The sequence below is a fragment of the Pseudoalteromonas sp. Angola-7 genome, from assembly GCF_028599255.1.
Taxonomy (GTDB): Bacteria; Pseudomonadota; Gammaproteobacteria; order Enterobacterales; family Alteromonadaceae; genus Pseudoalteromonas; species Pseudoalteromonas atlantica.
On sequence record NZ_JAQREL010000019.1, the window covers coordinates 15,897 to 39,753 of the forward strand.

Sequence of the window (23,857 nt, forward strand, 5' to 3'; positions counted from 1 at the left end):
ACAAAAATTAAAAGGGTAGTAAACCTGCTTTTATTAACGCTTGCAAACAAATAAGCGAAAAAATACCGGCAAGTACATCATCAGCCATTATACCCACGCCGCCGTCCATTCGCTTATCGAGCGTTTTGATCGGGCCTGGTTTGGCAATATCAAAAAATCTAAATAATAAAAAGCCTACAAGTAAGGTTTGCCAACTAAGCGCTGCGCCAATCATCGTAATGTAATAACCCGCAACTTCATCCCACACTATGGCTGGGTGGTCGTGCACACCTAAATCATCGGCGGTTTTGCCACACGCCCAAATACCAAAAATACTAATAACCACGGCAAACACGATTTGTAGCCAAAGCGGAAAATACATGGTCATAAAAATAAATGGTAGAGCAGCAAATGTACCAAAGGTGCCTGGCGCAACAGGCGCAAGGCCAGTGCCAAACCCTAGGCCAAATAACTGGTGCGGGCGCTTTAAATTAAACTGTTTTTTGCTAGTCAAACCTGCTCCTTGGCAAAGTGCTCAAAGCCCTGTTGCTCAAAATTAAATTTTTCACCGTGGTGTAAAAGCTCAATGTGCCCTTCGCCACTTTTTATTTGCCCTATGCACGTTGCTTCTACGCCGTATTGACGTAATTTAAGCTCCAACATGCTTTTATTATCTTCAGAGACAGTAAAAAGTAATTCGTAGTCATCGCCATAGCCTAACATATACGGCAATTGCGCCTCAAAGTTCAGGCTTGAACGCATAGCGTCTGAGGTTGGGATGTTTTCAATATTTATACTGGCGCTGACTTGTGACATATCAAGTATGTGGCTTAAATCCGCCATAAGGCCATCAGACACATCAATAGCTGATGAAGCAAGGCCTCGTAATACTTGCCCTGCAGCCACCCGTGGAGTGGGGTAATCAAAGCGGCTATTTATGTACTTTAAGTGCTCAGGCTCAATACTTAGGCCACGCTTGCGAGATTCAATAGCCAAGCCGGCATCACCTAGCGTGCCGGTTACACATACCCAGTCACCCACTTTAGCACCTGCACGGCGTAAAGCTTTGCCCTCTGGCACAGTGCCTTTAGCGCATATAGTAACTGTTAAAGGGCCCTGCGTAGTGTCGCCACCAATTATTTGTACATTAAAGTACTCAGCAATTTCGTGCATTCCCTCAGTAAATTCTTCAATCCACTGCTGGTTAATATTTGGTAGGGTTAATGCCACCGACACCCAAGTAGGCTCAGCCCCCATGGCTGCTAAATCACTAAGATTTACGGCCAGTGCTCGGTGTCCTAATGCTCGGGGAGAAATGTCATCAAAAAAATGAACACCCGATACAAGCGTATCAGTTGTTACTGCAAGTTGGCAGTTTTGCGGAACGGTAACTAATGCACAGTCGTCCCCTATTCCTAGGCTTACATCACGACGAGTTATACCACGACCTTTAAAGTAGCGGTTTATTAATTCAAATTCCTTCATACACAAAAAAGCCGACCTATGCCGGCTCTCCTTTTTAACGTGTACTAACTGTTAAAGCTAAGCTCTTTAGCAGAGCGCTTTAGCAAGGTTAGTATTACTTGCGTAAATGCTTAACAGCTTTATCAAGTACACCGTTTACAAATTTATGGCTGTCTTCAGCGCCAAATATTTTAGCAAGCTCAATGCCTTCATTGATTGCTACTTTGTATGGCACATCTTCACGGAATTTAAGCTCATACGCGCTTAAACGTAAAATTGCACGCTCTACCATATCTAAATCATCAAATGGACGTGTTAAATGCGGAGATACAGCTTCATCTAGTTGCTTATAATTAACGGCAACGCCACGCGCTAAATCTTTAAAGTATTCAACATCAATTTTAGTCACGTCGTTTTCGATCAACATTTGTTGTTCGATATCGGCAATTAAATTGCCACTTAATTGCCAAGAATAAACGGCTTGAAGTGCTAAGATACGTGCTTTACGTCTTGCTGCTGGTTTCACAAAAATTCCTTAAACTTAAATTTTATCTAACACATTAACCATTTCAAGCGCGCCTAATGCCGCTTCGCCGCCTTTGTTACCCATTTTGGTACCAGCGCGTTCAATTGCTTGTTCAATGCTTTCTGTGGTTAATACGCCAAATGCAACCGGGATATCATACTCAAGCGATACATTTGCAAGGCCTTTGTTAGATTCGCCAGCAACGAGGTCAAAGTGTGGTGTACCACCTCTGATCACTACGCCTAATGCGATGATTGCATCATACTCTTTTTTTGCCGCAATGCGTTTTGCCGCTAAAGGTAACTCTACTGCACCGGGTACATACACAACGGTAATGTCATCATCGGCTACGCCACCAGTACGCTTTAGCTCATCAACAGCACCTTCTAGTAGGCTGCTACCAATAAAATCGTTAAAACGAGAAATAACAATAGCGAATTTTTTGCCTGGAGCGTACTTATTACCTTCAATAATTTTCATTTGATAACCCTAAAAATATGTTCAAGCGGTTGCGATTGCGCAAAAATTGCTGCGCATCATACCATAAAAATAAAAAAATAGACTAGTTAAAAGCTGAGCCCTTATTGTGGCTCAACGTAATCAAGCACTTCTAAATGAAAGCCCGAAAGTGCATGGTACTTTTTAGGGCGACTCATTAAGCGCATTTGCTTAATACCTAAATCAGCCAGTATTTGCGAGCCCACACCAACAGTGCGTGATGTGCCTTTAAATTTACGCGGCGTAACATTCTCGCCAGCATCAGCAGCAGCAAACGCTTTTACTGTGGCCTCTAGCTCTTCGGTGCTTTCTTGTTTGCCTAAAATAACCAGTGCACCGTTATTTTTTGCAATGTAAGCCATCGCATCAGAAAGCCCCCAACTACGGTCCGCACTTCTGTCTGAAAGCAAAATGTCGTTAAAGGTGCTTTGTAAGTGCACGCGCACAAGCGTTGGTTCTTGCTCTTTAATTTCGCCTTTTAACAATACGTAGTGCAGTTGGCCGTCAATCGTATCTTTGTAGGTTACTAAATCAAACTCACCGTGCTCAGTAGGTAATTTACACTTAGCCACCTGCTCTATAGTGGTTTCGTTAAGGTTTCGGTACTCAATTAAATCTGCAATTGTGCCAATTTTAATACCATGCTCTTTAGCAAATACTTCTAAATCGGGGCGGCGCGCCATAGTGCCATCGGCATTGAGGATTTCTACAATAACTGATGAGGCTTCAAGGCCGGCTAAACGTGCTAAATCACACCCGGCTTCGGTGTGGCCTGCGCGCGTTAACACGCCACCTGGCTGTGCCATAATAGGAAAAATATGTCCAGGCTGTACGATATCGCTTGGTACGGCGCCTTTTGCAATAGCAGCTTGGACTGTACGCGCTCTATCGGCTGCAGATATACCCGTTGTTACACCTTTGGCAGCTTCAATCGACATAGTAAAGTTAGTAGAAAACGCTGCGCCATTGTTTTTAACCATTAACGGTAAATCAAGCTGCTCACAACGCTCTTGCGTCATTGTTAAACAAATTAAGCCACGGCCATGAGTGGCCATAAAGTTAATTGCTTCGGCGCTAATGTGCTCTGCTGCAATGATTAAATCACCTTCGTTTTCTCTGTCTTCGTCATCCATTAAAATAACCATTTTACCGGCTTTAATGTCGTCGATGATTTCTTGTGCGCTGTGTAAATTCATAAATTTGCTCGTGTAAGTTATCAGTGTCGTTATTTAACAAAACCAGCTTTAGCTAGTAAGCTCATTGAAATATCTGAGCCAGTCGGCTGCTCAGCCCCTTTAATAAGGCGCTCTAAATAACGTGCAATTTGGTCGACTTCTAAATTAACGCGTGTGCCCACTTTAAAATCAGCAATGGTGGTTTGCTCGCTTGTGTGCGGCACTATGGTTAATTTAAATGTATTACCTTGTACAGCGTTTACTGTCAGGCTTATACCATCTATACATACAGACCCTTTGTAAGGAATGTACTTCATTAAGTTTTCATCGGTGCTTAGCCAATATTCTGTGGCGCGCGCATTACTAGTAATGGCTGTAATGGTTGCAATGCCATCAACATGACCTGACACTAAATGCCCGCCTAAACGTGAAACCGGCTGCATGGCTTTTTCAAGGTTAACTGTTTGGCCAATATTATAATTTGCAAACCCAGTTAAGCTGATAGTTTCGTTTGATAAGTCGGCACTAAAGCCATCAATGTGCTTATCAACTACCGTTAAACATACGCCATTTGTGGCAATGCTATCGCCAAGCTTTACATCGCTCATATCAAGATTAGCGCTTTGAATGCGAATGGCTAAATCGCCTTGTTTTTTTTGTAATAGCGCAATTTTGCCTGTGGCTTCAATTATTCCAGTAAACATAGCCCTACTCTTTTAATTAAGTGATTGGAATGTGTTTTGTGGCGGTTATACGTAAATCATCGCCTATTTTCACACACTCTTTAAACGTCAAATTAACGGTGTTTTGCATATCTGTTAGCGGTGCAAAATTAACTAAGCTTTTTGCATCGCACCCCATTAGTTTAGGCGCTAAATAAAATATATATTCGTCTATTAAATTAAGCTCTGTCATTTTACCGGCAAGTGTAGCACCCGCTTCTAAATAAACATGATTAAATTGCAGCTTAGCAAGGTGCGCTAAAACAGACGTTAAATTAACTTTGTTATTTTGCTGTGGCACTTCTATATGCCTTACAAAATGCGGCCACTGCGTTGATTTATCAACCTTGGTAGTAAAAATTATTATTTCACTTTCAATATTAAATACTGCCAGCTCTGGTGTAAGCCTATTTTGTGAGTCAATTATAACACGCACCGGTTGGCGTAGGGGTAAATCGGTAGGCAAAGCCTGTGGCAACTCGCTTAACCTCACATTGAGCTTAGCATCATCGGTAATAACCGTATCGGCGCCCGTTAAAATAGCGCAGCTTTGTGCTCGGTGTAATTGTACATCTTGTCGCGCAGCGCTGCCGGTGATCCACTTACTTTGGCCATTTTTAAGCGCGGTTTTACCATCAATGCTGGCCGCCATTTTACACGTAACATACGGAAGCCCGTGCTCCATACGCTTAAAAAAGCCTAAATTAAGTGCGCGCGCTTGCTGCTCTAAAAGCCCAAATGCCACCTCAATACCGGCATCGCTGAGTATTTTAAGCCCTTTACCTGCTACTTGAGGGTTGGTGTCGACCATAGCTGCAATAACTTTTACTACACCTGCCGCTTTTAAGCCCTCTGCACACGGCGGAGTGCGTCCGTAATGGCTACACGGTTCAAGCGTAACATACGCTGTCGCGCCTATTGCGTTTTCACCTGCTACAGCAAGAGCATTAACCTCAGCATGCCCCTGCCCAGCTAATTGATGAAACCCTTCACCAATTATGTGGTTATCTTTAACTAAAACACACCCTACATTAGGATTGGGGGTGGTTGTAAATCGCCCTTTTTTAGCAAGCTCGATGGCACGTGCCATGTACATTTCATCTTGCGCAGTAAAGGTTATTTGGTTTTGCATTATTACTCCCCTAAACGGGCAATTTCTTCACCAAATTCGCGTATATCTTCAAACGAGCGATACACAGAGGCAAACCGCACATAGGCTACTTTATCCAGTTTTTTAAGCGCCTCCATTATGCACTCACCCACAAGGTGACTTGATATTTCTCGCTCGCCGGTAGCACGCAACTGCGATTTAATAATATTAACCACTTCATCCACTTGCTCTGTACTAACAGGGCGTTTTTCTAGGGCGCGATTAAGGCCATTGAGTAGCTTATCTTCATTAAAGGGCTCTCGGCTGCCATCTTGTTTAATCACACGTGGCATAACTAACTCGGCGCCTTCAAAGGTAGTAAATCGCTCGTGACACTCGTTACATTCACGACGACGGCGAACTTGGTGGCCTCCGCCGACTAGGCGAGAATCAATAACTTTAGTATCTTTTGCGGTACAAAATGGGCAATGCATAACTCGGTACTTCCGTTTTAAAACAAAAAAGGCCGCTATTTAGCGGCCTTTTATCTTAGCAAAAAAATAGGGCCTGTTGGCCTTTCAGGATTAAATTTGTTCTATCTAGGGGTGATTTGATCGCGGCGCGAGGTTTGTAACCTAGTGGGCTAAGTAAAAACCGAGCAACAAAGAGTAAATCGCCCCTAGGACGAACCCGAGGGCAGTGCATGTTTGGCATTTATGCTGCGTTATCGCCTATTTGTGTGGAGTAACCACACTACATAGACTCTGCCTTGCCTAAAAACCAAACATACTACTGCAAATTAAACCTCGAAAGGTAAACAGGCCCCTTGTTGTGATCTAAATTACTGCTGCTTATGCAATTAAGCGTATACAGGTAGTTTTGCACAAATTGCTTTAACTTTTTCTTTAACTTGCGCTTGTACTGACTCATCGTTGATGTTGTCTAATACGTCACAAATCCAGCCAGCAAGTTCTTTCGATTCAGCTTCTTTAAAGCCTCGACGCGTAATTGCAGGTGAACCAATACGCAAACCAGAAGTAACAAACGGTGAGCGAGGATCGTTTGGTACAGAGTTTTTGTTCACAGTAATATTTGCATTGCCAAGCGCTGCGTCTGCATCTTTACCTGTGATATCTTTATCGATTAAATCAAGTAAGAATAAGTGATTTTCTGTTTTATCAGATACGATTTTGTAACCGCGCTCTTGCATAACAGCAACCATAGCTTGAGCATTTTTAACTACTTGTGCTTGGTATGTTTTAAATTCTGGTTGTAGAGCTTCTTTAAATGCCACTGCTTTTGCAGCAATAATGTGACATAAAGGACCACCTTGGCCACCTGGGAACACAGCGCTGTTAAGCTTTTTGTAAATTGCTTCGTCGCCACAAGCAGAAATAATTAAACCACCACGAGGACCTGCTAATGTTTTGTGTGTTGTTGTTGTTACAACATGCGCGTGAGGTACTGGGCTTGGGTAAACACCCGCGGCAATTAAACCTGCAACGTGAGCCATATCAACAAATAAGTAAGCACCTACTTTATCAGCAATCTCACGGAATTTAGCCCAATCAACAATACCTGAGTACGCAGAAAAACCACCAATAATCATTTTTGGTTTGTGCTCAAGTGCTAGCGCTTCTACCTGTGCGTAGTCAATTTCGCCAGTTGCTTCGTCTAGCCCGTACTGGATTGCATTGTATAGCTTACCTGAGAAGCTTACGTGTGAACCGTGCGTTAAGTGACCACCATGAGCTAAGCTCATACCAAGCACAGTGTCGCCCGCTTCTAATAATGCTAAGAAAACAGCTGCATTTGCTTGAGAACCCGCATGTGGCTGAACGTTTGCGTAGTCAGAACCAAATAGCTCGTTAGCACGATCAATTGCAAGCTGTTCAACAACGTCTACGTGCTCACAACCGCCATAGTAACGTTTGCCCGGGTAACCTTCTGCGTATTTGTTTGTAAGCTGCGAACCCTGTGCTTCTAGTACGCGTGGGCTACAGTAGTTTTCTGATGCGATTAATTCAATGTGCTCTTCTTGGCGAGCAGTTTCTTTGTTTATCGCGTCAAATAACTCTGGATCAAAATCCGAAATATTCATGCTACGTTCTAACATTGGGGTCTCCTAGGGCAACGTGTATGGTGTTTTTTAGAGGCTTTATTGTACGCTTTAAACGACTCTTTGCCTACGCTCTTAAGTTGAGGATATTTAAACAGGGATTGAATCTATTTCACAGCGTTTTTAAGATGATATTTTTTTATAAATGCATTAATAATTTAAATGATTTTTATTTTTTACATTTAATTAGTTAATGATAAATACTTTATTTAGCGCGTTAAAAATACAAAAAAAGCGGCCAAAGCCGCTTTTTTAACGCTAAGTTAGTTAGCCTAACTTAGCGAGTATTTCAGTGCGTAACGCTTCATAATCAGGGTTAATGTCGCTTGCTAAACAAGGTTTAGCAAGTGCGTCGCTAAGTGGTTTTGGCATATCAAGTTCAATATTTAGGATCTCTTCTACGCTTTCTTTAAACTTAGCAGGGTGAGCAGTTGCTAAAAAGATACCTGCTGCGCCGGGTGCTTTATTCTCTACAAGACCTTGGTATGCAATGGCGGTATGCGGCTCTGCAACATAACCAGTTTGTTGAATATTTTTCATCACTGCTTGCGTATTTTCTTCGCTCACACTGGTTGAGTAAAAATTATCGTAGCTAAACCAGTTATTATCTAACATTGTTTGCACACGTGGCCAGTTATTTGGCTTGCTCACATCCATCGCATTTGAAAGCGACTCAAGTGTGGCATTTGGCGCCCAATTTTTATCAAGCATGTAACGTGGCACTGTGTCGTTTTGATTTGTAGTCGCGCTTAGTTTACCCACTGGCAAACCAATTACAGCACCAATCATGGCGGCACATACATTACCAAAGTTACCACTAGGGACTGAAATATGCGCTGTAGCACGCTTTTCTTTTGGTAGCTGAGCAATGGCTTCAAAGTAATAACATACTTGTGCCACTAGGCGGCTAATGTTGATTGAGTTAGCTGAATTAAGGCCAAGTGTAGATTTAACTTCGTCATCTAAAAACGACTTTTTAACCAGCTCTTGGCAATCATCAAAACTGCCATCAACCGCGTAACAATGAATGTTGTTCCCAAGCGTAGTAAATAGCTTTTGCTGAGCAAGCGAAATTTTGCCTTTAGGGTATAGAATAACCACATCTATGTTTGGCTTGTTGTAAAATGCATGCGCTACAGCAGCGCCAGTATCGCCAGAGGTTGCCGTTAAAATCGTGACTTTTTCGCCTTGATTAAACTGTGCTAAACACTCAGCCATAAAGCGCCCGCCAAAGTCTTTAAACGCAAGCGTAGGGCCATGAAAAAGCTCTAAACAATAGTTATTGTCTTCAACCTCTACCAATTTTACGGGGAAGTTAAACGCATTTTTAACCATTTGTGCAACGGTATCAGCGGGTAATTCATCCCCAATAAGGTGCGATAAAATTTTGCTACTGCGGGTAACAAAGTCCATATCTAATAACGCATCTACATCGGCGAGTGGCGCTAAGCTTTCAGGGAAAAATACCCCCTGATTACGCCCAAGCCCTGTTTTTACCGCTTCAACAAACGACACTTTTTGAGAATTTTCTTTTAAATTATGTAATTGCATAAATGCCTATCCTATAAAACTGTTAATTGACGCGTGCCGTCGTTATCTAATTTACAAATGTGGCAAAAGCCCTGCTCATTTATATAGTTTTGCGCTAACCACTGCGCACATTTTTCAGCAGCTTCTAATGTTTTACACACTGTAAATAACGTAGGGCCCGCACCTGAAATACTGACAATTTCTGCACCAAGCGCTGGCAAATTTGCTTTCGCTTCGCTAAACCCTGTTATTAACGGTGCTCGGTACGGCTCTGCTATATCGTCTTGCATAATGCTCAGTGCATCATCAAAACGCTGCGTTAATAACAAACTGCTAAATGCCGATAAACGCTGTGCAAACTCAACCCCTGCATGCATGCTTAGCTCTTTAGGTAATACCGAGCGTGCCTTTGCGGTATTAAGCGAAAACCCAGGAAACGCCGCTACGTAGTACCAGTTTTCATCAACTGGTAGAGCAATTGACTTATCAGGAATTAAATCGCCTGTAAGCTGTAAGCCCCCTAAATAACACGGGGTAATGTTGTCATAATGACGCCCGCCACTGACTATCGCTTCAAAATCAGCCATTAATTCAATCAGCTCAACTTGGCTTAAATTGGTTTGAGCAAACTTATCAAGCGCAGCAAAGGTTGCTACCACCGAGCACGCACTCGAACCTAGCCCTGAGCCAATTGGTAAGTTCTTTTTAAGCTCTAATTTTACACTTGGCATATCTGGCGCAACGTGCGCTCTAAAATGCACTAAACATTGATATGCTAGGTTTTCGCTCGCATCGCTTGGTAACTTATGCGCATATTCGCCAGAGCAAACAAACTCATCACTTGCTGCGGCGCTTACTACAGCTACATCACCTAATAAGCTGCCATCAATAGGCGCAAGCGCTGCCCCAAGTGCATCAAAGCCCACTGCAAAATTACCTATAGACGCCGGAGCATATACTTCTATCATAATGCTCTCCTAGCGCGATAATGTTTTTAATACGTCGGCAAATACGCCTGCAGCGGTTACTGCAGAGCCTGCACCGTAACCACGAATTACAAACGGGCGTGGTTGATAATATTGACTTAAAATAGCTAATGCGTTTTCACCATCACGAATAACATTTAATGCATGCGATGAGTCTACCGCTTCAATACCTACTTTACAGTGCCCTTCTTTAATTGTACCTACATAACGCAGTACCTTGCCCTCTGCTGCCGCACTTTGAATGCGGTCGTTAAACTCAGCGTCTAAACTTGGCAGTTTAGCCATAAATTCATCTACGCTGTCGCCCTGTGCAAAACCTTGTGGCAATACCGACTCTACTTCTATATCACTAAGCTCTAATTTCATGCCGGCTTCGCGAGCAATAATAAGTAATTTACGTGCTACATCGGTACCCGATAAATCATCACGTGGGTCTGGCTCTGTAAAACCGCTTTCTTTTGCTTTAATGGTTGCCTCAGAAAGTGATAAACCATCTTCTAGTGCACCAAACATGTACGACAGTGAGCCTGATAAAATACCGCTAAACTCAAGTAACTCATCACCTGCACCAAATAACGACTGTAGGTTATCGATTACCGGTAAGCCTGCACCTACGTTTGTTTCGTATAAAAACTTGCGGTTATTTTTTTGTGTTGCTGCAATTAAGTCTTGGTAATAATCATACGAGCTGGTTGTTGCTTTTTTATTAGCGGCAACCACATGGAAGCCCGCATTTAAAAAATCCACATACTGAGCTGCTAGCGCATCAGAAGACGTACAATCTACAAGCACAGGGTTTACTAAGTGATTTTGTTTTACAAACTGCTCAACTAAATTTAAATCAAACGCTTGCTCTGATACTGCAAGCTTTTGCTGCCAGTCATCAAATGCAATACCTTCGCTGTCTAAATGCAATTGACGAGAATTAGCAACGCCATATAGGTTTAACTTAATATTACGTTTTTCAAGCCACGCTTGCTGGCGCTCTAACTGAGAAATAAGCTCTTGGCCTACTAAGCCACAGCCAAGTAAAAATACGTCAATTGAAGGGACGTGCGTAAAAAAGTTTTCATGGCATATTTTCACTGCATCGTTACACAGCTCGCCATCAATAACCGCCGAAATAGCACTTTCTGTAGAATCCTGCGCAATGGCTACAATGTTTACTTGGGCTTGTGCAAGAGAAGCAAAAAACTGTGCTGCTAAACCTTTGTGTGCGCGCATGTTATCGCCCACTAAAGTAACAATGGCAAGATTACGTTGTACTTGTACCGGCTCAATTAAGCCTGCTTGTAATTCAAGTTCAAATGCACTTTGCAAGGCTTCTAGCGCGAGCGCTAAATCGCTTTCGTGCACACAAAAGCTAATGCTAAATTCACACGATGATTGAGTAATTAATACTATCGATACGTTATCGTGCGCAAGGGCATTAAATACCTTAGAGGCCATGCCCACTTTACCTTTCATGCCAGGGCCTGACACGGTAAGCATTGCTAAGTCTTGCAAGCTAGAAAGCGCTTTTACTGGCTCATCCGATGAATAGTCGTTACCAATTAATGACCCCTGAGCATCTGGGTTATGGGTATTTTTAATTTCGCACGGTACGCCCGCTTTCGCGCACGGTAAAATGGTTTTAGGATGAAGTACTTTAGCGCCAAAGTAAGAAAGCTCCATCGCTTCTTTATAAGATAAGAAATCAACTTTAGTCGCTTTTTTGATGTAGCGCGGATCAGCACTGTACACACCATCTACGTCAGTCCAAATTTGGCAAATTTCAGCATCTAAACACGCCGCTGCAATAGCTGCCGAGTAATCAGAGCCATTACGACCAAGTGTAGTAAGTTCGCCTTGCTCGTTGCTTGCTGTAAAGCCTGGCATAATGTAAATGGTGGCTGGGTTTTCTTTAAGTACTGCTTGAAAGCGTGCTTTACTCGTTACTAAGTCGGCCTCAGCATCAATGTAGCCACCAGTAGAGGCAACACAACGCGTTGCTTCAAGGTATTGTGCATTGTGCGAGCTTAATAAACTTTGCATTAGCGATACGCTAACACGCTCACCAAAACTAATTACAAAAGCACGAATTTGATCTGGGCAACACTTAATAAGCGCCACACCATCTAGCTTATTTTTAAGCTCATTAAAATCTGGCCAGTTTGTTACTTCGCCACTGCTTTTTTCTACTTCTGCTTTTAATGTCTCGCATCGGCTTAGTAAAGCTTGCCATTGCTGAGAAAAATCTTGACCTTGCTCAGCGGCACTGGCCAGCGCAACTAATGAATCAGTCATACCTCCGGGTGCTGAAAGTACCAGTAACATTTCATCTTTTAACTGTGCTTTTACCAGCAAAGCTACTTGTTGCAAACAGGCAAAGTCGGCAAGCGAAGAGCCTCCAAATTTTAAAACGCGCATTATTTATGTTCCTCATCCCATAAAACGAAAAAAGGCCTGTGTTCTTAGTGAACACAGGCCTTTAAATTTGTTGCACCGACCTATGCCACTATCCAGTAAGAATGGTGGTTGTAATAATAATGGTCAGTGCGCGATTAATTGTTTTCATAGAGCTAAGACTGCCTTAACAAAGGCTATGCTGTCAACCCCAAATTAAAAGATAAAACAGCCTTTTTGAACATGAAAAAACCTAATGAATGCCAAATTTATGCAAAACTTCACTTAAGGCCGATTTATTAATAGGTTTATTTATAAAGTCGATGGCACCAAGCTGCGCGACTTTTTGCTTCATTTGTTGTTGTATATCAGCGGAGATCACCAGTACAAAACACTCTATTTTTTCTGCCTTGATGCGCTCCAGCACTTGTACGCCGTCAACTTCTGGCATGGTTAAGTCTAAACACAAAAGATCAAATTGCTGCAAGCGTAAAAGCGCCAGCGCATCGGCCCCGTTTGCGGCTTGTTGAATGTCGGCACTCACGCACTCATTTAAACAACGCACAACTTGTTTGCGTGCAACAGTGGAGTCATCACACACTAATATAGAAAATTTCATCATGTTAACTACTAAAATAACCTTCTAAAAATTATAAAAACGAGCCGTCCGTTGGTTTTTGCTATTCTAACACGTTCCTAAAACTCTAACACTTTGCTTGTTCGCATAATGTAATACTGTAACCTTACAATAAAACGTCAAACATTATTAATAATTGCCTTAGCTGCCTATTAAAAATCATCGTTTTTGTAATCTCAGTAGCCATTAAAATTAATTTAAATCAGTTTAGTGCACTATTATTAAAACAAAACGACTCAATAGCTGGGCTATCTCTTTAAAATATAAATTTTTTATTTATTTTTAAGGTTTTATTGACTAACTTTTAAGTTAGAAATTGCAACTTAGATATAATTACACCGGATGAGTAAATCCCATATGTTACAAAAAAGCCTTTCTAAGAAATTGTTAACTAATGTTTTATCAGTGTATTTTTTGCTTACCTTTGTGGTGACATGTGGACAGGTGCTTGCAGAATTTGTAAATACTAAAGACTACATTCGTGATGAGCTAAGTACGCTACAAAAAACCTTTAGCCGAAGCTTAACACGCGCAATTTGGGAACTAAACACAAAGCAAACAATTACAACCGCAGAAGGCTTGCTTGCTATACCTATGGTGGAGGGCATTATAGTGCGCGACGACAGCGGTGAAATTATTTCGCAGCTGGGGCGCTCTTTGGATATACACAAACTTTATAACCAACAACTCGTACAAGAGGAAGTCATTATAGAGGACACCAAATCGGGTCTCTTTGGTTATACCTTTCCCCTAATTTTTGAATTTTCGGGACGCGCTACTCAAGTAGGTGATGTGACCTTGTTCTCTAGCCGCGATGTGGTATTTAGCCGAATAATGGTATCTATTTACTTTTTAATTGGTAACGCCATGATCAAAACCACCTTTTTGATCATTCTGTTTTTAATGGCATTTAGAAAGCTGCTCACCGACCCTTTAAACGAGTTAACCGATCAAATAGAAAACTTAGAGCTTGATGACTTAGAAGGTCAACACATAGACATTGAGACCGAAGAGCATAACGAGCTAAACGTTATGGAGCAGTCTTTTAATAACTTAATAGATAAAGTAGTTCAATACAGAAAAGAGCTTGAGCATACCCAACGTGAGTTGATTGTTAGTAACGAAAAGCTCGACCAGCACAATATACAGCTTGAACAAGATGTTGCCCGTAAAACGTCAAACTTAAGCCAAGCAATGATGGATTTACAACAGCAAAAGTACGAACTAGAAAAACAAAAGCTGGTACTAACCGAAGAAGTTGATTTACGCAGACACACCGAAGAAGAATTATTAACTAAACAAAAAGAGCTTGAACGCTACCTAGACGAGCTAAGCCTTGCTCAAGAGCGCTTAGTAGGCACCGAAAAAATGGCTGCGCTAGGCGGATTAGTCGCCGGTATTACACACGACATAAATACACCTATCGGGATTGGTGTAACTGCTATATCGTTTTTACAAGAGCGTTTAAACACGTTAGAAAATGCCTACAAAGAAAAAACATTATCGCCTAAAGCATTAGAAGAATTTATAAACGAAGCCAAGCAAAGCACGAGCTTGCTTACAACCAACCTTGATAGAGCCTCTGAGCTTATTGCCAGCTTTAAACAAATAGCGGTAGACCAAGCCAGTGAAGCTGTAAGAACAATTAACTTTAAAGATTATTTAAACGAAGTAATTTTATCGCTCCACCCTAAACTTAAAAAAACCAAGCACACCATAAATTTACAGTGTCCGGATGATTTAGTTCTTAACCTGCCTGCAGGGGCAATTAGCCAAATTTTTACCAACTTAATTATGAACTCAATTATTCATGGTTTTGATAATATTGCGCAGGGCAATATTGATATAAATATTAGCGCCGATGACACACTCCTTATTATTGACTACACCGATAACGGCAATGGCGTAACAAAAGAGCAATTAGCCAAATTGTTTGACCCATTTTTTACTACAAAACGCGACCAAGGCGGCAGTGGGTTAGGCACACACATAACCTTTAACTTAGTTAAGCAAACACTTAGCGGCTCAATAGAGGCAAGCAGTGAGCCTGGCAAAGGGCTTCATTACCATATTGAGTTTCCTAAAAACATGCCAAAGCCATTATTTAATCAATAACGGCTTTGCTTAAAATCAGCCATTTCGAGAACCCCATTTTATTGCTATGATTGAGCAAATTTAAAAGATGGAAAAGTTACCTTATGTGGTTTAGTAACCTGATTTGTTATCGCTTTAAGCAAGATGTTTCGTACACTCAAGAAGAGTTTGAAAAAGCGTTAGAACAAGATGTATTTCGCCCTTGTGGCTCTCAAGACCTTTCTACATTTGGTTGGACAAAAGCATTTGGTAAGCATGGTGACTCGCTGGCGCATTTTTCACAAAAAAGCATTTTAGTGTGTGCCAAACGTGAAGAAAAAGTGCTGCCTGCATCTGTTGTTAATGAAATGGTTGCCGAAAAAGTAGATCAAATAGAGGCGGAAGAAAACCGCCCTGTTAAAAAGAAAGAAAAAGACGAGTTAAAAGAAAACATTTTGACTACCTTATTACCTCAAGCGTTTAAAAAATCGAGCCTACAGTTTGCTTTTATTGACCAAGAAAACGGCTGGGTTGTAGTAAACAGCGGCAGTTTTAATAAAGCAGAAGAGCTACTTGCATTGCTGCGTAAGTCTCTGGGCACATTACCGGTAGTACCTGCTTTTGCAAACTACGACCTAGATGTATTTTTAACTGATTGGTTAACTAACTTCAGCACCCCAGAAAACTTTGCTATAGGTTTTGATGCTGAGCTAGAAGAAGCCGACGACAGTGGCGCACAGGTTAAACTAAAAGGTCATGATTTATCGTGTGATGAAGTTAAATCGCACCTAGAAAATGGTAAACGCGTGACCAAACTTGCACTTGATTGGCAAGAACGCCTGAAGTTTATGCTGCAAAACGATGGCTCTATCAAGCGTTTAAGCTACTCAGAAACTTTAAAAGAAGAAAACGCCGATATTCCTAAAGAAGATATGGCGGTTAAATTAGATGCTGACTTTATTTTAGCCTCAGAAGAAATCAAGCTACTGCTTGAAGAGCTGACGGCCGGTTTAGGTGATGCAGAAGATTTATAAACGCTAAAATTATAAGCGCTATTAAAACCAAAAAAAGCACGACTTAGTCGTGCTTTTTGCTTTTACCTTTATAACTGCTAATTAGCTAAATGTGTCTTTTACATTTTCGAGCATGTCGTTGTATTCGTCACTTGAAAATAGCTGCATAGAAGGAATAACGCCTTTATCTATGTAAGTTTGTAAAGCCGCTGATTTATCAGAAACCTGTAAAGTCCCCTCTAAAATAGCGCCAATACGAATAAAATCAACATAACCAATCTCTTCAGGGCGATACGTAGGGTCGGCCCAATGCCTAGCAACATTTACAAATTCAGGTGGAAACTCCCACGCTCCCATAATTGAGCCACCAATTTTACCACTGAGCTTTTGAATTGCATGTGCTAAAAAGCTTGGGTTAGCAAACACCTCTGGGTGGCGCTCAGCTTCGGTTAAAATAGGCAATACACCAATGTTATATACCAACGACGCCAACGTAATAGCGTCACTATTTAACGATGTACGTTTATTATTTTGTAAATAAAACGCCATAAGCGTTATTGAGTGCCCCGCCACATTTAGCGTTTTTTGCCACGCTTTACTCATGTAGCCTTTTATTAGCTCATTATTAGAAACAAACAGCTGCTCCATTGCCATTGCGGTTGCTATATTTTTAATTTGGCGTAAACCAATGCGCGTAACCGCTTGCTGTAAGTTAGACACTTTAACCGCTCGGCCCATAATTGCACTGTTAGCCACTTTGATCATGCGCGCTGAAAGAGCCGGGTCTTGCCCAATCACATCTGACATTTGCATTAGGTTTACATCAGGGTTATCGGCCGCTTGGCGCACTTTAATTGCAACTTCAGGTAACGTAGGTAAAACCAAAGTGTCGTTATTGATTCTATCAACCAAAATCGTTAATAGTGCATTTTCTGTAGACATAGAACTGTCATCCTTTTGTTTCTGGGCCGCAATGCAACTGCTAACCTCGGATAAAATGAGTAATACAATGAGTATTATCTAACTTACCGATAAAGTTAAGAAAATTATATAAATTAATTGTTATTATCGCCTGCAGACGCGGTACAACGCCAAACACTTGCTATTTACCATTTAGTTTTGCTTTAATGCAGTCACTATAAGGAAACGTTTGTACGCGCTAGCAATTAAATTTAAGCGTACAAATAATTAAACTTACTTTTTTAACAGGCAATCAAATGATCTTAAACAAAATTAGCCAAGCAATTTTACTCTCAGGCGTCGTTTTTCTTAGTGCATGCTCAGAGCAAGCCCCCTCTTCGACCGAAGCCACAGGTGTAGAACTTGCTCAAAAAAGTGCCGCACAAGCTGGCCCAGATTTAATTAACATTGATAAACAACGTTTAGATATTTACACCGACTTTAGCCTAGAAGCCGACCTATCTCATTTAAGTGAGAATCAAAAAGCCATGGTTGCTAAGCTTATCGATGCCTCTAAAATTATGGACGAGCTATTTTGGAAGCAGGCTTTTGGCGATAATAAAGACGCTTTTTTAGCAAAACTAAGTGATGAAAAAGTACGTAAATTTGCTGATATTAACTACGGCCCTTGGGATCGTTTAAATGGTGACGAACCGTTTTTATCAGGTTACAAAGAAAAAGCCCTTGGCGCACAATTCTACCCAGCCGACATAACAAAAGAAGAGCTAAATAATGCCGACGTAGAAGATAAAAAAGGCCTTTACTCATTAATTAAACGTGATGAGCAAGGTAACCTTTACAGCGTGCCTTACTCAAAAGAATACGCTGAGGAGTTAGCTAAAGCAGCAGATTTGTTACGTGAAGCCAGTAAGCTTGCCGATGATAAAGAATTTGCCAACTACTTAAACCTACGTGCTGATGCACTGCAAAAAGATGATTTTCAAGGTTCTGACTTTGCCTGGATGGACATGAAAAATAACCCAGTTGATGTGGTTATTGGCCCAATTGAAACCTACGAAGATCAACTCTTTGGCTACCGCTCTGCTTATGAGTCGTATGTACTAATTAAAGATTTAAAATGGAGCGAGCGCCTAGCTAAGTTTGCGGCCTTTTTACCAGAGCTGCAAAAAGGTTTACCGGTAGATGCTAAATATAAGCAAGAAGTGCCAGGCTCAGACGCCGATTTAAATGCTTACGATGTGGTTTACTATGCAGGTCACTCAAATGCGGGCAGCAAAACTATTGCCATTAACTTACCAAACGATGAGCAAGTACAACTTGAAAAAGGCACTCGTCGCCTGCAGCTTAAAAACGCAATGCGTGCAAAATTTGATAAAATTTTAGTGCCAATTGCTGAGCAGTTAATTGTACCTGAGCAACGTAAGCATATTACCTTTAACGCCTTTTTTGCCAATACCATGTTTCACGAAGTGGCTCATGGCCTAGGTATTAAAAACACCATTACAAATAAAGGCACTGTGCGCCAATCATTACAAGAGCACGCAAGTGCACTTGAAGAAGGTAAAGCCGATATTTTAGGTTTATACATGGTTGAGCAGTTACTTAAAAAAGGCGAAATTACCGAAGGCACATTAGAAGATTACTACACCACCTTTATGGCGGGTATTTTCCGCTCAGTACGTTTTGGTGCATCAAGCGCACATGGTAAAGCCAACATGATCCGCTTTAACTTTTTTGCTCAAGAAGGCGCTTTTTCTAAAAATGAAGAGGGTTTATACCGTGTAAATATGGAAAAAATGGGCGTGGCTATGGCTAAGCTGTCGCGCTTAATTTTAACATTACAAGGTGACGGCGATTACGAAAAAGTAGATCAACTAATTGCCACTCATGGCGATATTAAAGAAGAGCTTGCTAAAAACCTAGAAAAACTAAGCCAAGCGAATATTCCGGTTGATGTAACCTTTAAACAAGGCAAAGACGTGTTAGGCCTTAACTAACCCAACACGTAATACTTTTTAATAGTTTAATAAAGCGCTGTAGCTTATAGCTGCAGCGCTTTTTTTAGCGCTATTATTTGCTCATCTGTATATGGTTTTGCAGGAAACTTACCCCACACCGGTGCAGGCCACGCAGCATCAGTAGTAAAACGTGCAATATGATGAATATGCAATTGCGGCACCATATTACCCAAAGCGGCCACGTTTAATTTATCAGGGCTAAACACTTGCACAATAAGTTTGCTGAGTTTGGCCGACTCTTTTAAATATACAATTTGATCGGCATCAGATAAATCAATGATCTCTTTTAAATTAGGTTTTCTGGGCACCAATACAAACCAAGGGTATTGGCTGTCGTTAAGTAATAGCACCTTACATAAAGGCCAATCTGCCAGTTCTATACAATCGCGCTTAAGCTCTGGGGCGAGTTCAAAAGTGTGGTTCGTCATCGTCACATCCTAGTTAGTCTTTAATAATGGCCACTTTATAGCATTTATTTGCAGTTGCACACGCTTAGCTTTACCATTTAATACAATATTTATAATAAGCTAAGGCAACCTTGTGCTAAAAAAAATAAAACACTTAACCCTCGCACTACCGCTAGCTGTTGGCGCACTAAGCGTACAAGCAAAACCATTATCGCTAGAGCGTATTTTTGATGATCCGAGCTTGTCGGGTAAAGCTCCCGTACAACTTAAGTTTTCACCAGACGGTAGCCGCGTAACTTACCTGCAAGGTAAAACCGATGACTACAACCGTTATGATTTATGGGAATACAACTTAAAAGATAACACCAACAGAATACTGGTTGATTCTGCAAAGCTGTTTTCAGGCCCAGAAAACCTCTCTGATGAGGAAAAAGCACGCCGCGAACGCCAACGTATTTTTGGTAAAGGTATTTTAGAGTACAAATGGTCTAAAGACGGCAAAGCTCTGTTATTCCCACTCAATGGTGACCTGTATTATTACGAGCTTGCATCTGGTAAAAGTAAAAAACTTACCAATACAGAAGCGTTTGAAACCGATGCCCGTTTTTCTCCTAAAGGTAACTATGTATCGTTTATTCGCGAGCAAAACCTTTACGCTTTAGCACTTGATTCAGGTAAAGAAATACAACTGAGCAAAGATGGCGGCGGCGTTATTAAAAACGGCATGGCTGAATTTGTAGCACAAGAAGAAATGAGCCGTATGACTGGCTACTGGTGGGCTGGCGATGAATCTAAAATTGCATTCACTCGCGTAGATGAAACCCCAGTAAAAGAAGCTATCCGTAACGAAATTTATGCAGACGAAGTAAAGCTATTTAATCAACGTTACCCATTTACAGGCACCGACAACGTTGAAATACAACTGGGCGTTGTGTCTTTAAATAATCAAAACGTTGACTGGGTTGATTTAGGCGACGATAAAGACATTTACATTGCACGTGCTAAATGGCTAAAAGACAGCACTACCCTTTCGTATCAATGGCAAAACCGCTCACAACATAAGTTAGAACTACGTTTTTACAATAGCGATACTAAAACGCAAAAAGTAGCGCTAACAGAAAACAGCGATACGTGGATCAATTTAAACTTTGATCTGCATTTCTTAAAAGACAAAAAGCATTTTGTATGGGCTTCTGAGCGCGATGGTTTTAAACACCTTTATTTGTACCGCACTAATGGCCAGCTAATTCGACAAATCACTTCAGGAGACTGGGTTGTTGATAGCTTAAAAGGCGTGGATGAGAAAAAAGGCATAGTGTACTTTGCAGGACGTAAAGACACCCCGCTTGAAAGCCATTTATACAGCGCACCACTGTTTAAAAAAGGCAATATTAAGCGCATCACCGAACAAGGCCAATACCACAAAGTGGTAATGGCTAAAGACAGCAAAACGTTTATTGATAATAGCTCATCGGTAAACAAGCCTAACTCGGCGGCACTACGTAAAGTAAATGGCGAATTTATCACATGGCTTGAACAAAATAAGCTTGATGATAGCCACCCATTAACACCTTATTTAAGTGATTTAGCAACTCCAGAGTACGGCACAATTAAAGCAGAAGATGGTCAAGTAATGCATTACCGCTTGTTTAAACCAAGTAATATTGCAGACGGTAAAAAGCACCCAGTAATTGTTAATGTATACGGCGGCCCGCATGCTCAACGCGTAACAAATAGCTGGCGCAGCAAAAACTTGTACTTTCAATACATGGCGCAACAAGGCTATGTTATTTTTCAGCTCGATAACCGAGGCTCATACAACCGTGGTAAAAAGTTTGAAGACGCTATTTACAAACACTTAGGTGTTGTAGAAGTAGCAGATCAAATTAAAGGCGTTGAGTTTTTACGCACGCTTGATTACGTAGACCCACAACGCATTGGTATTTATGGCCACAGTTATGGCGGATACATGGCCCTAATGACCATGTTTAAAGCGGGCGATTACTTTCAAGCCGGTGTATCAGGTGCTCCAGTTACTGACTGGGCACTTTACGACACCCATTACACTGAGCGCTACCTTGGCCATCCAAAAACCAATGCCAAAGGCTACGAAGACAGCGCCGTATTCCCATACGCTGATGGCTTAAAAGGCCCGTTAATGATTTACCATGGCATGGCCGATGACAACGTGTTATTTACCCACGCCACTAAATTATTTAAACAACTACAAGATAACGAAAAACAGTTTGAAATGATGACCTACCCAGGCTCAAAACACAGCTTACGCGGTAAACAGGTGCAAACACATTTACACCAAACCATCACAAACTTCTTTAATCGACATTTTGATGTTAAATAATCATATGACGACTAAATAGACTAAAGGCTGATTGAAAAATCAGCCTTTTTTTTGTCTTAATAAGTTAGTAAGCCTAGATTAAACGCTTTTTTTAGCTACGCTTATTCTATGCGCTAAGGCGTACACTAATTGAGGACAAATAAATGCTTAACCTACGTAGTTTCAGTATTTTCCAGCGTTTTTTACTGTTAATAGCCATTGTTGTATTTGGCCTAATAGTACTTAGTATATCTAGCCTAACTCATCAATATAGCTCACTCAAAAACGAGCAATATCTAAAAACCCAAAATGTAGTAGAAACGGCATACAGTATTATTGAGCATTACCACCAGCTTGAACAAAACAATACACTCACACAAGCGCAGGCTCAATCACAAGCACTGGCCGCTATAAAAGCGCTGCGCTATGACAAAACAAATTACTTTTGGGTAAACAACTACCAGCCCCAAATGGTAATGCATCCAATAAAGCCTGCGCTTAACGGTAAAGACTTAAGTAATAATAAAGACCCCGATGGCAAAGCACTTTTTGTAGAAATGGTGAACATTGTAAAACAACAAAAAGAAGGCTTTATTCCTTATAAATGGCCAAAACCAGGAAAAGATCAGCCGGTAGATAAGGTCGCATTTGTAAAAGGCTTTAGCCCGTGGCAATGGATTATTGGCTCAGGCGTATACCTAGATTCAATAGATGAAGCATTTAGCGAGCAGCGTAATCTCATCATAATTAGCGCCTTAGTTATGATTATTGCTGTCATTTTATTAAGTTACTTTATTGGTAAAAGTATACTCACGCCTACTCGTCTTGCCGCAGACATGATGAAAAACATATCGCAAGGTGAAGGTGACTTAACACGTACGCTAAACGAATCGGGCAATGATGAAATATCAGAGCTGTCACGCTCTTTTAATTTATTTGTTTTAAAAATGCGCGAGTCGTTAGTACATGTATCGCACAGTGCAGATGATGTAAGCAGACACGCTCACACGGTGGATGAGTCAAGTAGAACAAGCCATTCCTTCATTGAGCTACAAAACGACAGCTCCACACAAGTAGCCGCCGCCATGGAGCAAATGACGCACCAAATTCATGATGTGAGTCGCAATGCCGACGCCGCTGAACAAGCAGCCAATGATGCAGCGCACAATGCCTCAACCGGTAAAAACGTGGTAGCGAATACCATTACCGCCATAGAAACACTTTCAAGTAATATAGAAACAGTGAGCCAAGTAACTGAAGATTTAGCAAACGAAAGTAACAATATAGGCTCTGTGCTTGATGTGATCAGAAGTATATCGGAGCAAACAAACTTACTTGCTCTCAACGCTGCTATAGAGGCGGCTCGTGCAGGAGAGCACGGCAGAGGGTTTGCAGTTGTTGCCGATGAAGTGCGCACATTAGCCAGCAGAACTGGGCAAAGCACAGATGAAATTCAAGCCATGATCACTAAATTACAAGAAGGCGCTAAAGCGGCAGTAGAGGCGGTAAAATCAAGCCAAGCACTGTCGGTGACGACGGTAGAGCAGGTTTCATCTGCAGATACATCGCTCAATGAAATAGAAAGGCTGGTATCAATAATTACCGACATGAACAGCCAAATAGCCCGTGCCACCGAGCAGCAAACACAAGCTGCTGACGAGGTTAATTTACGTATTAACGAGCTATCTCAATCAACCGAGCAATCACTAAATAATACAAAGCAACTTACCGATGCCAGCGATAACCTTAAACAAAGTAGCCAAGGGCTTTCGAGCGTGGTTAATCGCTTTAAATTAAAATAATTAAAAAACAAAAGCCCTGAATTAACAGGGCTTTTTATTACATAAGCGTTTTTAGCTTATACCATTTCGCATAATTAAGAGATCTATTTTTAGGATGGAAAAACGTGTTGATGGCTAGGCAAAAAATTTGCTATTTAGTTGTTCTAAATGAGAATTTTTTAACACAGATAGCGA

Annotated in this window: 20 protein-coding genes; 5 read left to right on the plus strand and 15 right to left on the minus strand. The window is 41.3% G+C overall.

From position 1 onward, the window contains the following. Positions 1-7 precede the first annotated feature (7 nt). From PSH50_RS19095 to PSH50_RS19155, 13 genes are all read right to left on the minus strand, one after another. Entirely contained in the window at positions 8-493 is a 486-nt protein-coding gene (locus PSH50_RS19095; RefSeq protein ID WP_024031690.1) for a phosphatidylglycerophosphatase A, read from the minus strand. Next, on the minus strand, positions 490-1,464 hold the full coding sequence (gene thiL / locus PSH50_RS19100; protein ID WP_273587912.1) for a thiamine-phosphate kinase: 975 nt from the start codon (positions 1,462-1,464) through the stop codon (positions 490-492). Before thiL ends, PSH50_RS19095 begins: the two co-directional genes overlap by 4 nt. Positions 1,465-1,558: 94 nt before the next feature. Beyond that, a complete protein-coding gene (gene nusB / locus PSH50_RS19105) occupies positions 1,559-1,969 on the minus strand; it encodes a transcription antitermination factor NusB (protein WP_004586866.1) in 411 nt (136 codons plus the stop codon). Positions 1,970-1,984: 15 nt separating this feature from the next. After that, entirely contained in the window at positions 1,985-2,449 is a 465-nt protein-coding gene (gene ribE / locus PSH50_RS19110; protein ID WP_004586865.1) for a 6,7-dimethyl-8-ribityllumazine synthase, read from the minus strand. A 101-nt stretch (positions 2,450-2,550) separates the two neighbouring features. Next, on the minus strand, positions 2,551-3,663 hold the full coding sequence (ribBA, locus tag PSH50_RS19115) for a bifunctional 3,4-dihydroxy-2-butanone-4-phosphate synthase/GTP cyclohydrolase II (RefSeq protein WP_273587913.1): 1,113 nt from the start codon (positions 3,661-3,663) through the stop codon (positions 2,551-2,553). A gap of 29 nt (positions 3,664-3,692) precedes the next feature. Then, on the minus strand, positions 3,693-4,346 hold the full coding sequence (locus tag PSH50_RS19120) for a riboflavin synthase (RefSeq protein WP_054983490.1): 654 nt from the start codon (positions 4,344-4,346) through the stop codon (positions 3,693-3,695). Positions 4,347-4,362: 16 nt separating this feature from the next. Continuing rightward, the gene (gene ribD / locus PSH50_RS19125; RefSeq protein WP_273587914.1) at positions 4,363-5,496 is read right to left on the minus strand and encodes a bifunctional diaminohydroxyphosphoribosylaminopyrimidine deaminase/5-amino-6-(5-phosphoribosylamino)uracil reductase RibD; all 1,134 of its coding nucleotides are present in this window, start codon (positions 5,494-5,496) and stop codon (positions 4,363-4,365) included. Between the two features lie 2 nt (positions 5,497-5,498). Next, positions 5,499-5,948: a transcriptional regulator NrdR gene (gene nrdR / locus PSH50_RS19130; protein WP_004586861.1), complete on the minus strand. Its 450-nt coding sequence runs from the start codon at positions 5,946-5,948 to the stop codon at positions 5,499-5,501. 365 nt (positions 5,949-6,313) lie between these two features. Then, on the minus strand, positions 6,314-7,570 hold the full coding sequence (glyA, locus tag PSH50_RS19135) for a serine hydroxymethyltransferase (protein ID WP_024031685.1): 1,257 nt from the start codon (positions 7,568-7,570) through the stop codon (positions 6,314-6,316). Positions 7,571-7,840: 270 nt separating this feature from the next. Then, positions 7,841-9,124 (minus strand): threonine synthase, encoded by a 1,284-nt coding sequence (thrC, locus tag PSH50_RS19140; RefSeq protein WP_029773772.1) that lies wholly within the window; start codon positions 9,122-9,124, stop codon positions 7,841-7,843. Between the two features lie 11 nt (positions 9,125-9,135). Further along, complete coding sequence (thrB, locus tag PSH50_RS19145) at positions 9,136-10,071, minus strand: homoserine kinase (protein WP_029773773.1); 936 nt, start codon at positions 10,069-10,071, stop codon at positions 9,136-9,138. Positions 10,072-10,080: 9 nt separating this feature from the next. Further along, on the minus strand, positions 10,081-12,498 hold the full coding sequence (gene thrA, locus PSH50_RS19150; protein ID WP_004586857.1) for a bifunctional aspartate kinase/homoserine dehydrogenase I: 2,418 nt from the start codon (positions 12,496-12,498) through the stop codon (positions 10,081-10,083). Between the two features lie 229 nt (positions 12,499-12,727). Next, positions 12,728-13,096 carry a response regulator gene (locus tag PSH50_RS19155; RefSeq protein ID WP_024031682.1) on the minus strand — a complete coding sequence of 123 codons (369 nt, stop codon included), beginning with the start codon at positions 13,094-13,096 and terminating at the stop codon, positions 12,728-12,730. Positions 13,097-13,468: 372 nt separating this feature from the next. On the opposite strand from PSH50_RS19155, the gene PSH50_RS19160 reads away from it, so the two are divergent. Together PSH50_RS19160 and rdgC are read left to right on the plus strand one after the other, a co-directional pair. Then, positions 13,469-15,226: a HAMP domain-containing sensor histidine kinase gene (locus PSH50_RS19160; RefSeq protein ID WP_004586855.1), complete on the plus strand. Its 1,758-nt coding sequence runs from the start codon at positions 13,469-13,471 to the stop codon at positions 15,224-15,226. A gap of 83 nt (positions 15,227-15,309) precedes the next feature. Next, the gene (rdgC, locus tag PSH50_RS19165; RefSeq protein WP_004586854.1) at positions 15,310-16,218 is read left to right on the plus strand and encodes a recombination-associated protein RdgC; all 909 of its coding nucleotides are present in this window, start codon (positions 15,310-15,312) and stop codon (positions 16,216-16,218) included. An 81-nt stretch (positions 16,219-16,299) separates the two neighbouring features. Here rdgC and PSH50_RS19170 read toward each other — a convergent pair whose 3' ends face one another. Beyond that, positions 16,300-17,139 (minus strand): HDOD domain-containing protein, encoded by an 840-nt coding sequence (locus tag PSH50_RS19170; RefSeq protein ID WP_004586853.1) that lies wholly within the window; start codon positions 17,137-17,139, stop codon positions 16,300-16,302. A gap of 275 nt (positions 17,140-17,414) precedes the next feature. Between PSH50_RS19170 and PSH50_RS19175 the strand changes: the two genes are divergently transcribed. After that, on the plus strand, positions 17,415-19,115 hold the full coding sequence (locus tag PSH50_RS19175; protein WP_273587915.1) for a Zn-dependent hydrolase: 1,701 nt from the start codon (positions 17,415-17,417) through the stop codon (positions 19,113-19,115). A 44-nt stretch (positions 19,116-19,159) separates the two neighbouring features. On the opposite strand, the gene PSH50_RS19180 is transcribed toward PSH50_RS19175, so the two are convergent. Continuing rightward, positions 19,160-19,564, minus strand: a complete 405-nt coding sequence (locus PSH50_RS19180) for an HIT domain-containing protein (protein ID WP_273587916.1) — start codon at positions 19,562-19,564, stop codon at positions 19,160-19,162. A gap of 112 nt (positions 19,565-19,676) precedes the next feature. On the opposite strand from PSH50_RS19180, the gene PSH50_RS19185 reads away from it, so the two are divergent. Continuing rightward, on the plus strand, positions 19,677-21,902 hold the full coding sequence (locus PSH50_RS19185) for a S9 family peptidase (protein ID WP_004586850.1): 2,226 nt from the start codon (positions 19,677-19,679) through the stop codon (positions 21,900-21,902). 143 nt (positions 21,903-22,045) lie between these two features. Continuing rightward, complete coding sequence (locus tag PSH50_RS19190; RefSeq protein WP_273587917.1) at positions 22,046-23,683, plus strand: methyl-accepting chemotaxis protein; 1,638 nt, start codon at positions 22,046-22,048, stop codon at positions 23,681-23,683. The last annotated feature ends 174 nt before the right edge of the window (positions 23,684-23,857 follow it).

What these genes read in the sequence shown, in the direction of transcription:
- PSH50_RS19175 (WP_273587915.1), top strand. Translation starts at nt 17,415, where the DNA reads ATGATCTTAAACAAAATTAGCCAAGCAATTTTACTCTCAGGCGTCGTT.
- PSH50_RS19180 (WP_273587916.1), bottom strand. Translation starts at nt 19,564, where the DNA reads ATGACGAACCACACTTTTGAACTCGCCCCAGAGCTTAAGCGCGATTGT.
- thrB (WP_029773773.1), bottom strand. Translation starts at nt 10,071, where the DNA reads ATGATAGAAGTATATGCTCCGGCGTCTATAGGTAATTTTGCAGTGGGC.
- ribD (WP_273587914.1), bottom strand. Translation starts at nt 5,496, where the DNA reads ATGCAAAACCAAATAACCTTTACTGCGCAAGATGAAATGTACATGGCA.
- ribE (WP_004586865.1), bottom strand. Translation starts at nt 2,449, where the DNA reads ATGAAAATTATTGAAGGTAATAAGTACGCTCCAGGCAAAAAATTCGCT.
- ribBA (WP_273587913.1), bottom strand. Translation starts at nt 3,663, where the DNA reads ATGAATTTACACAGCGCACAAGAAATCATCGACGACATTAAAGCCGGT.
- thrC (WP_029773772.1), bottom strand. Translation starts at nt 9,124, where the DNA reads ATGCAATTACATAATTTAAAAGAAAATTCTCAAAAAGTGTCGTTTGTT.
- PSH50_RS19190 (WP_273587917.1), top strand. Translation starts at nt 22,046, where the DNA reads ATGCTTAACCTACGTAGTTTCAGTATTTTCCAGCGTTTTTTACTGTTA.
- thiL (WP_273587912.1), bottom strand. Translation starts at nt 1,464, where the DNA reads ATGAAGGAATTTGAATTAATAAACCGCTACTTTAAAGGTCGTGGTATA.
- PSH50_RS19170 (WP_004586853.1), bottom strand. Translation starts at nt 17,139, where the DNA reads ATGTCTACAGAAAATGCACTATTAACGATTTTGGTTGATAGAATCAAT.
- PSH50_RS19120 (WP_054983490.1), bottom strand. Translation starts at nt 4,346, where the DNA reads ATGTTTACTGGAATAATTGAAGCCACAGGCAAAATTGCGCTATTACAA.
- rdgC (WP_004586854.1), top strand. Translation starts at nt 15,310, where the DNA reads ATGTGGTTTAGTAACCTGATTTGTTATCGCTTTAAGCAAGATGTTTCG.
- nrdR (WP_004586861.1), bottom strand. Translation starts at nt 5,948, where the DNA reads ATGCATTGCCCATTTTGTACCGCAAAAGATACTAAAGTTATTGATTCT.
- thrA (WP_004586857.1), bottom strand. Translation starts at nt 12,498, where the DNA reads ATGCGCGTTTTAAAATTTGGAGGCTCTTCGCTTGCCGACTTTGCCTGT.
- glyA (WP_024031685.1), bottom strand. Translation starts at nt 7,570, where the DNA reads ATGTTAGAACGTAGCATGAATATTTCGGATTTTGATCCAGAGTTATTT.
- PSH50_RS19155 (WP_024031682.1), bottom strand. Translation starts at nt 13,096, where the DNA reads ATGATGAAATTTTCTATATTAGTGTGTGATGACTCCACTGTTGCACGC.
- PSH50_RS19160 (WP_004586855.1), top strand. Translation starts at nt 13,469, where the DNA reads ATGTTACAAAAAAGCCTTTCTAAGAAATTGTTAACTAATGTTTTATCA.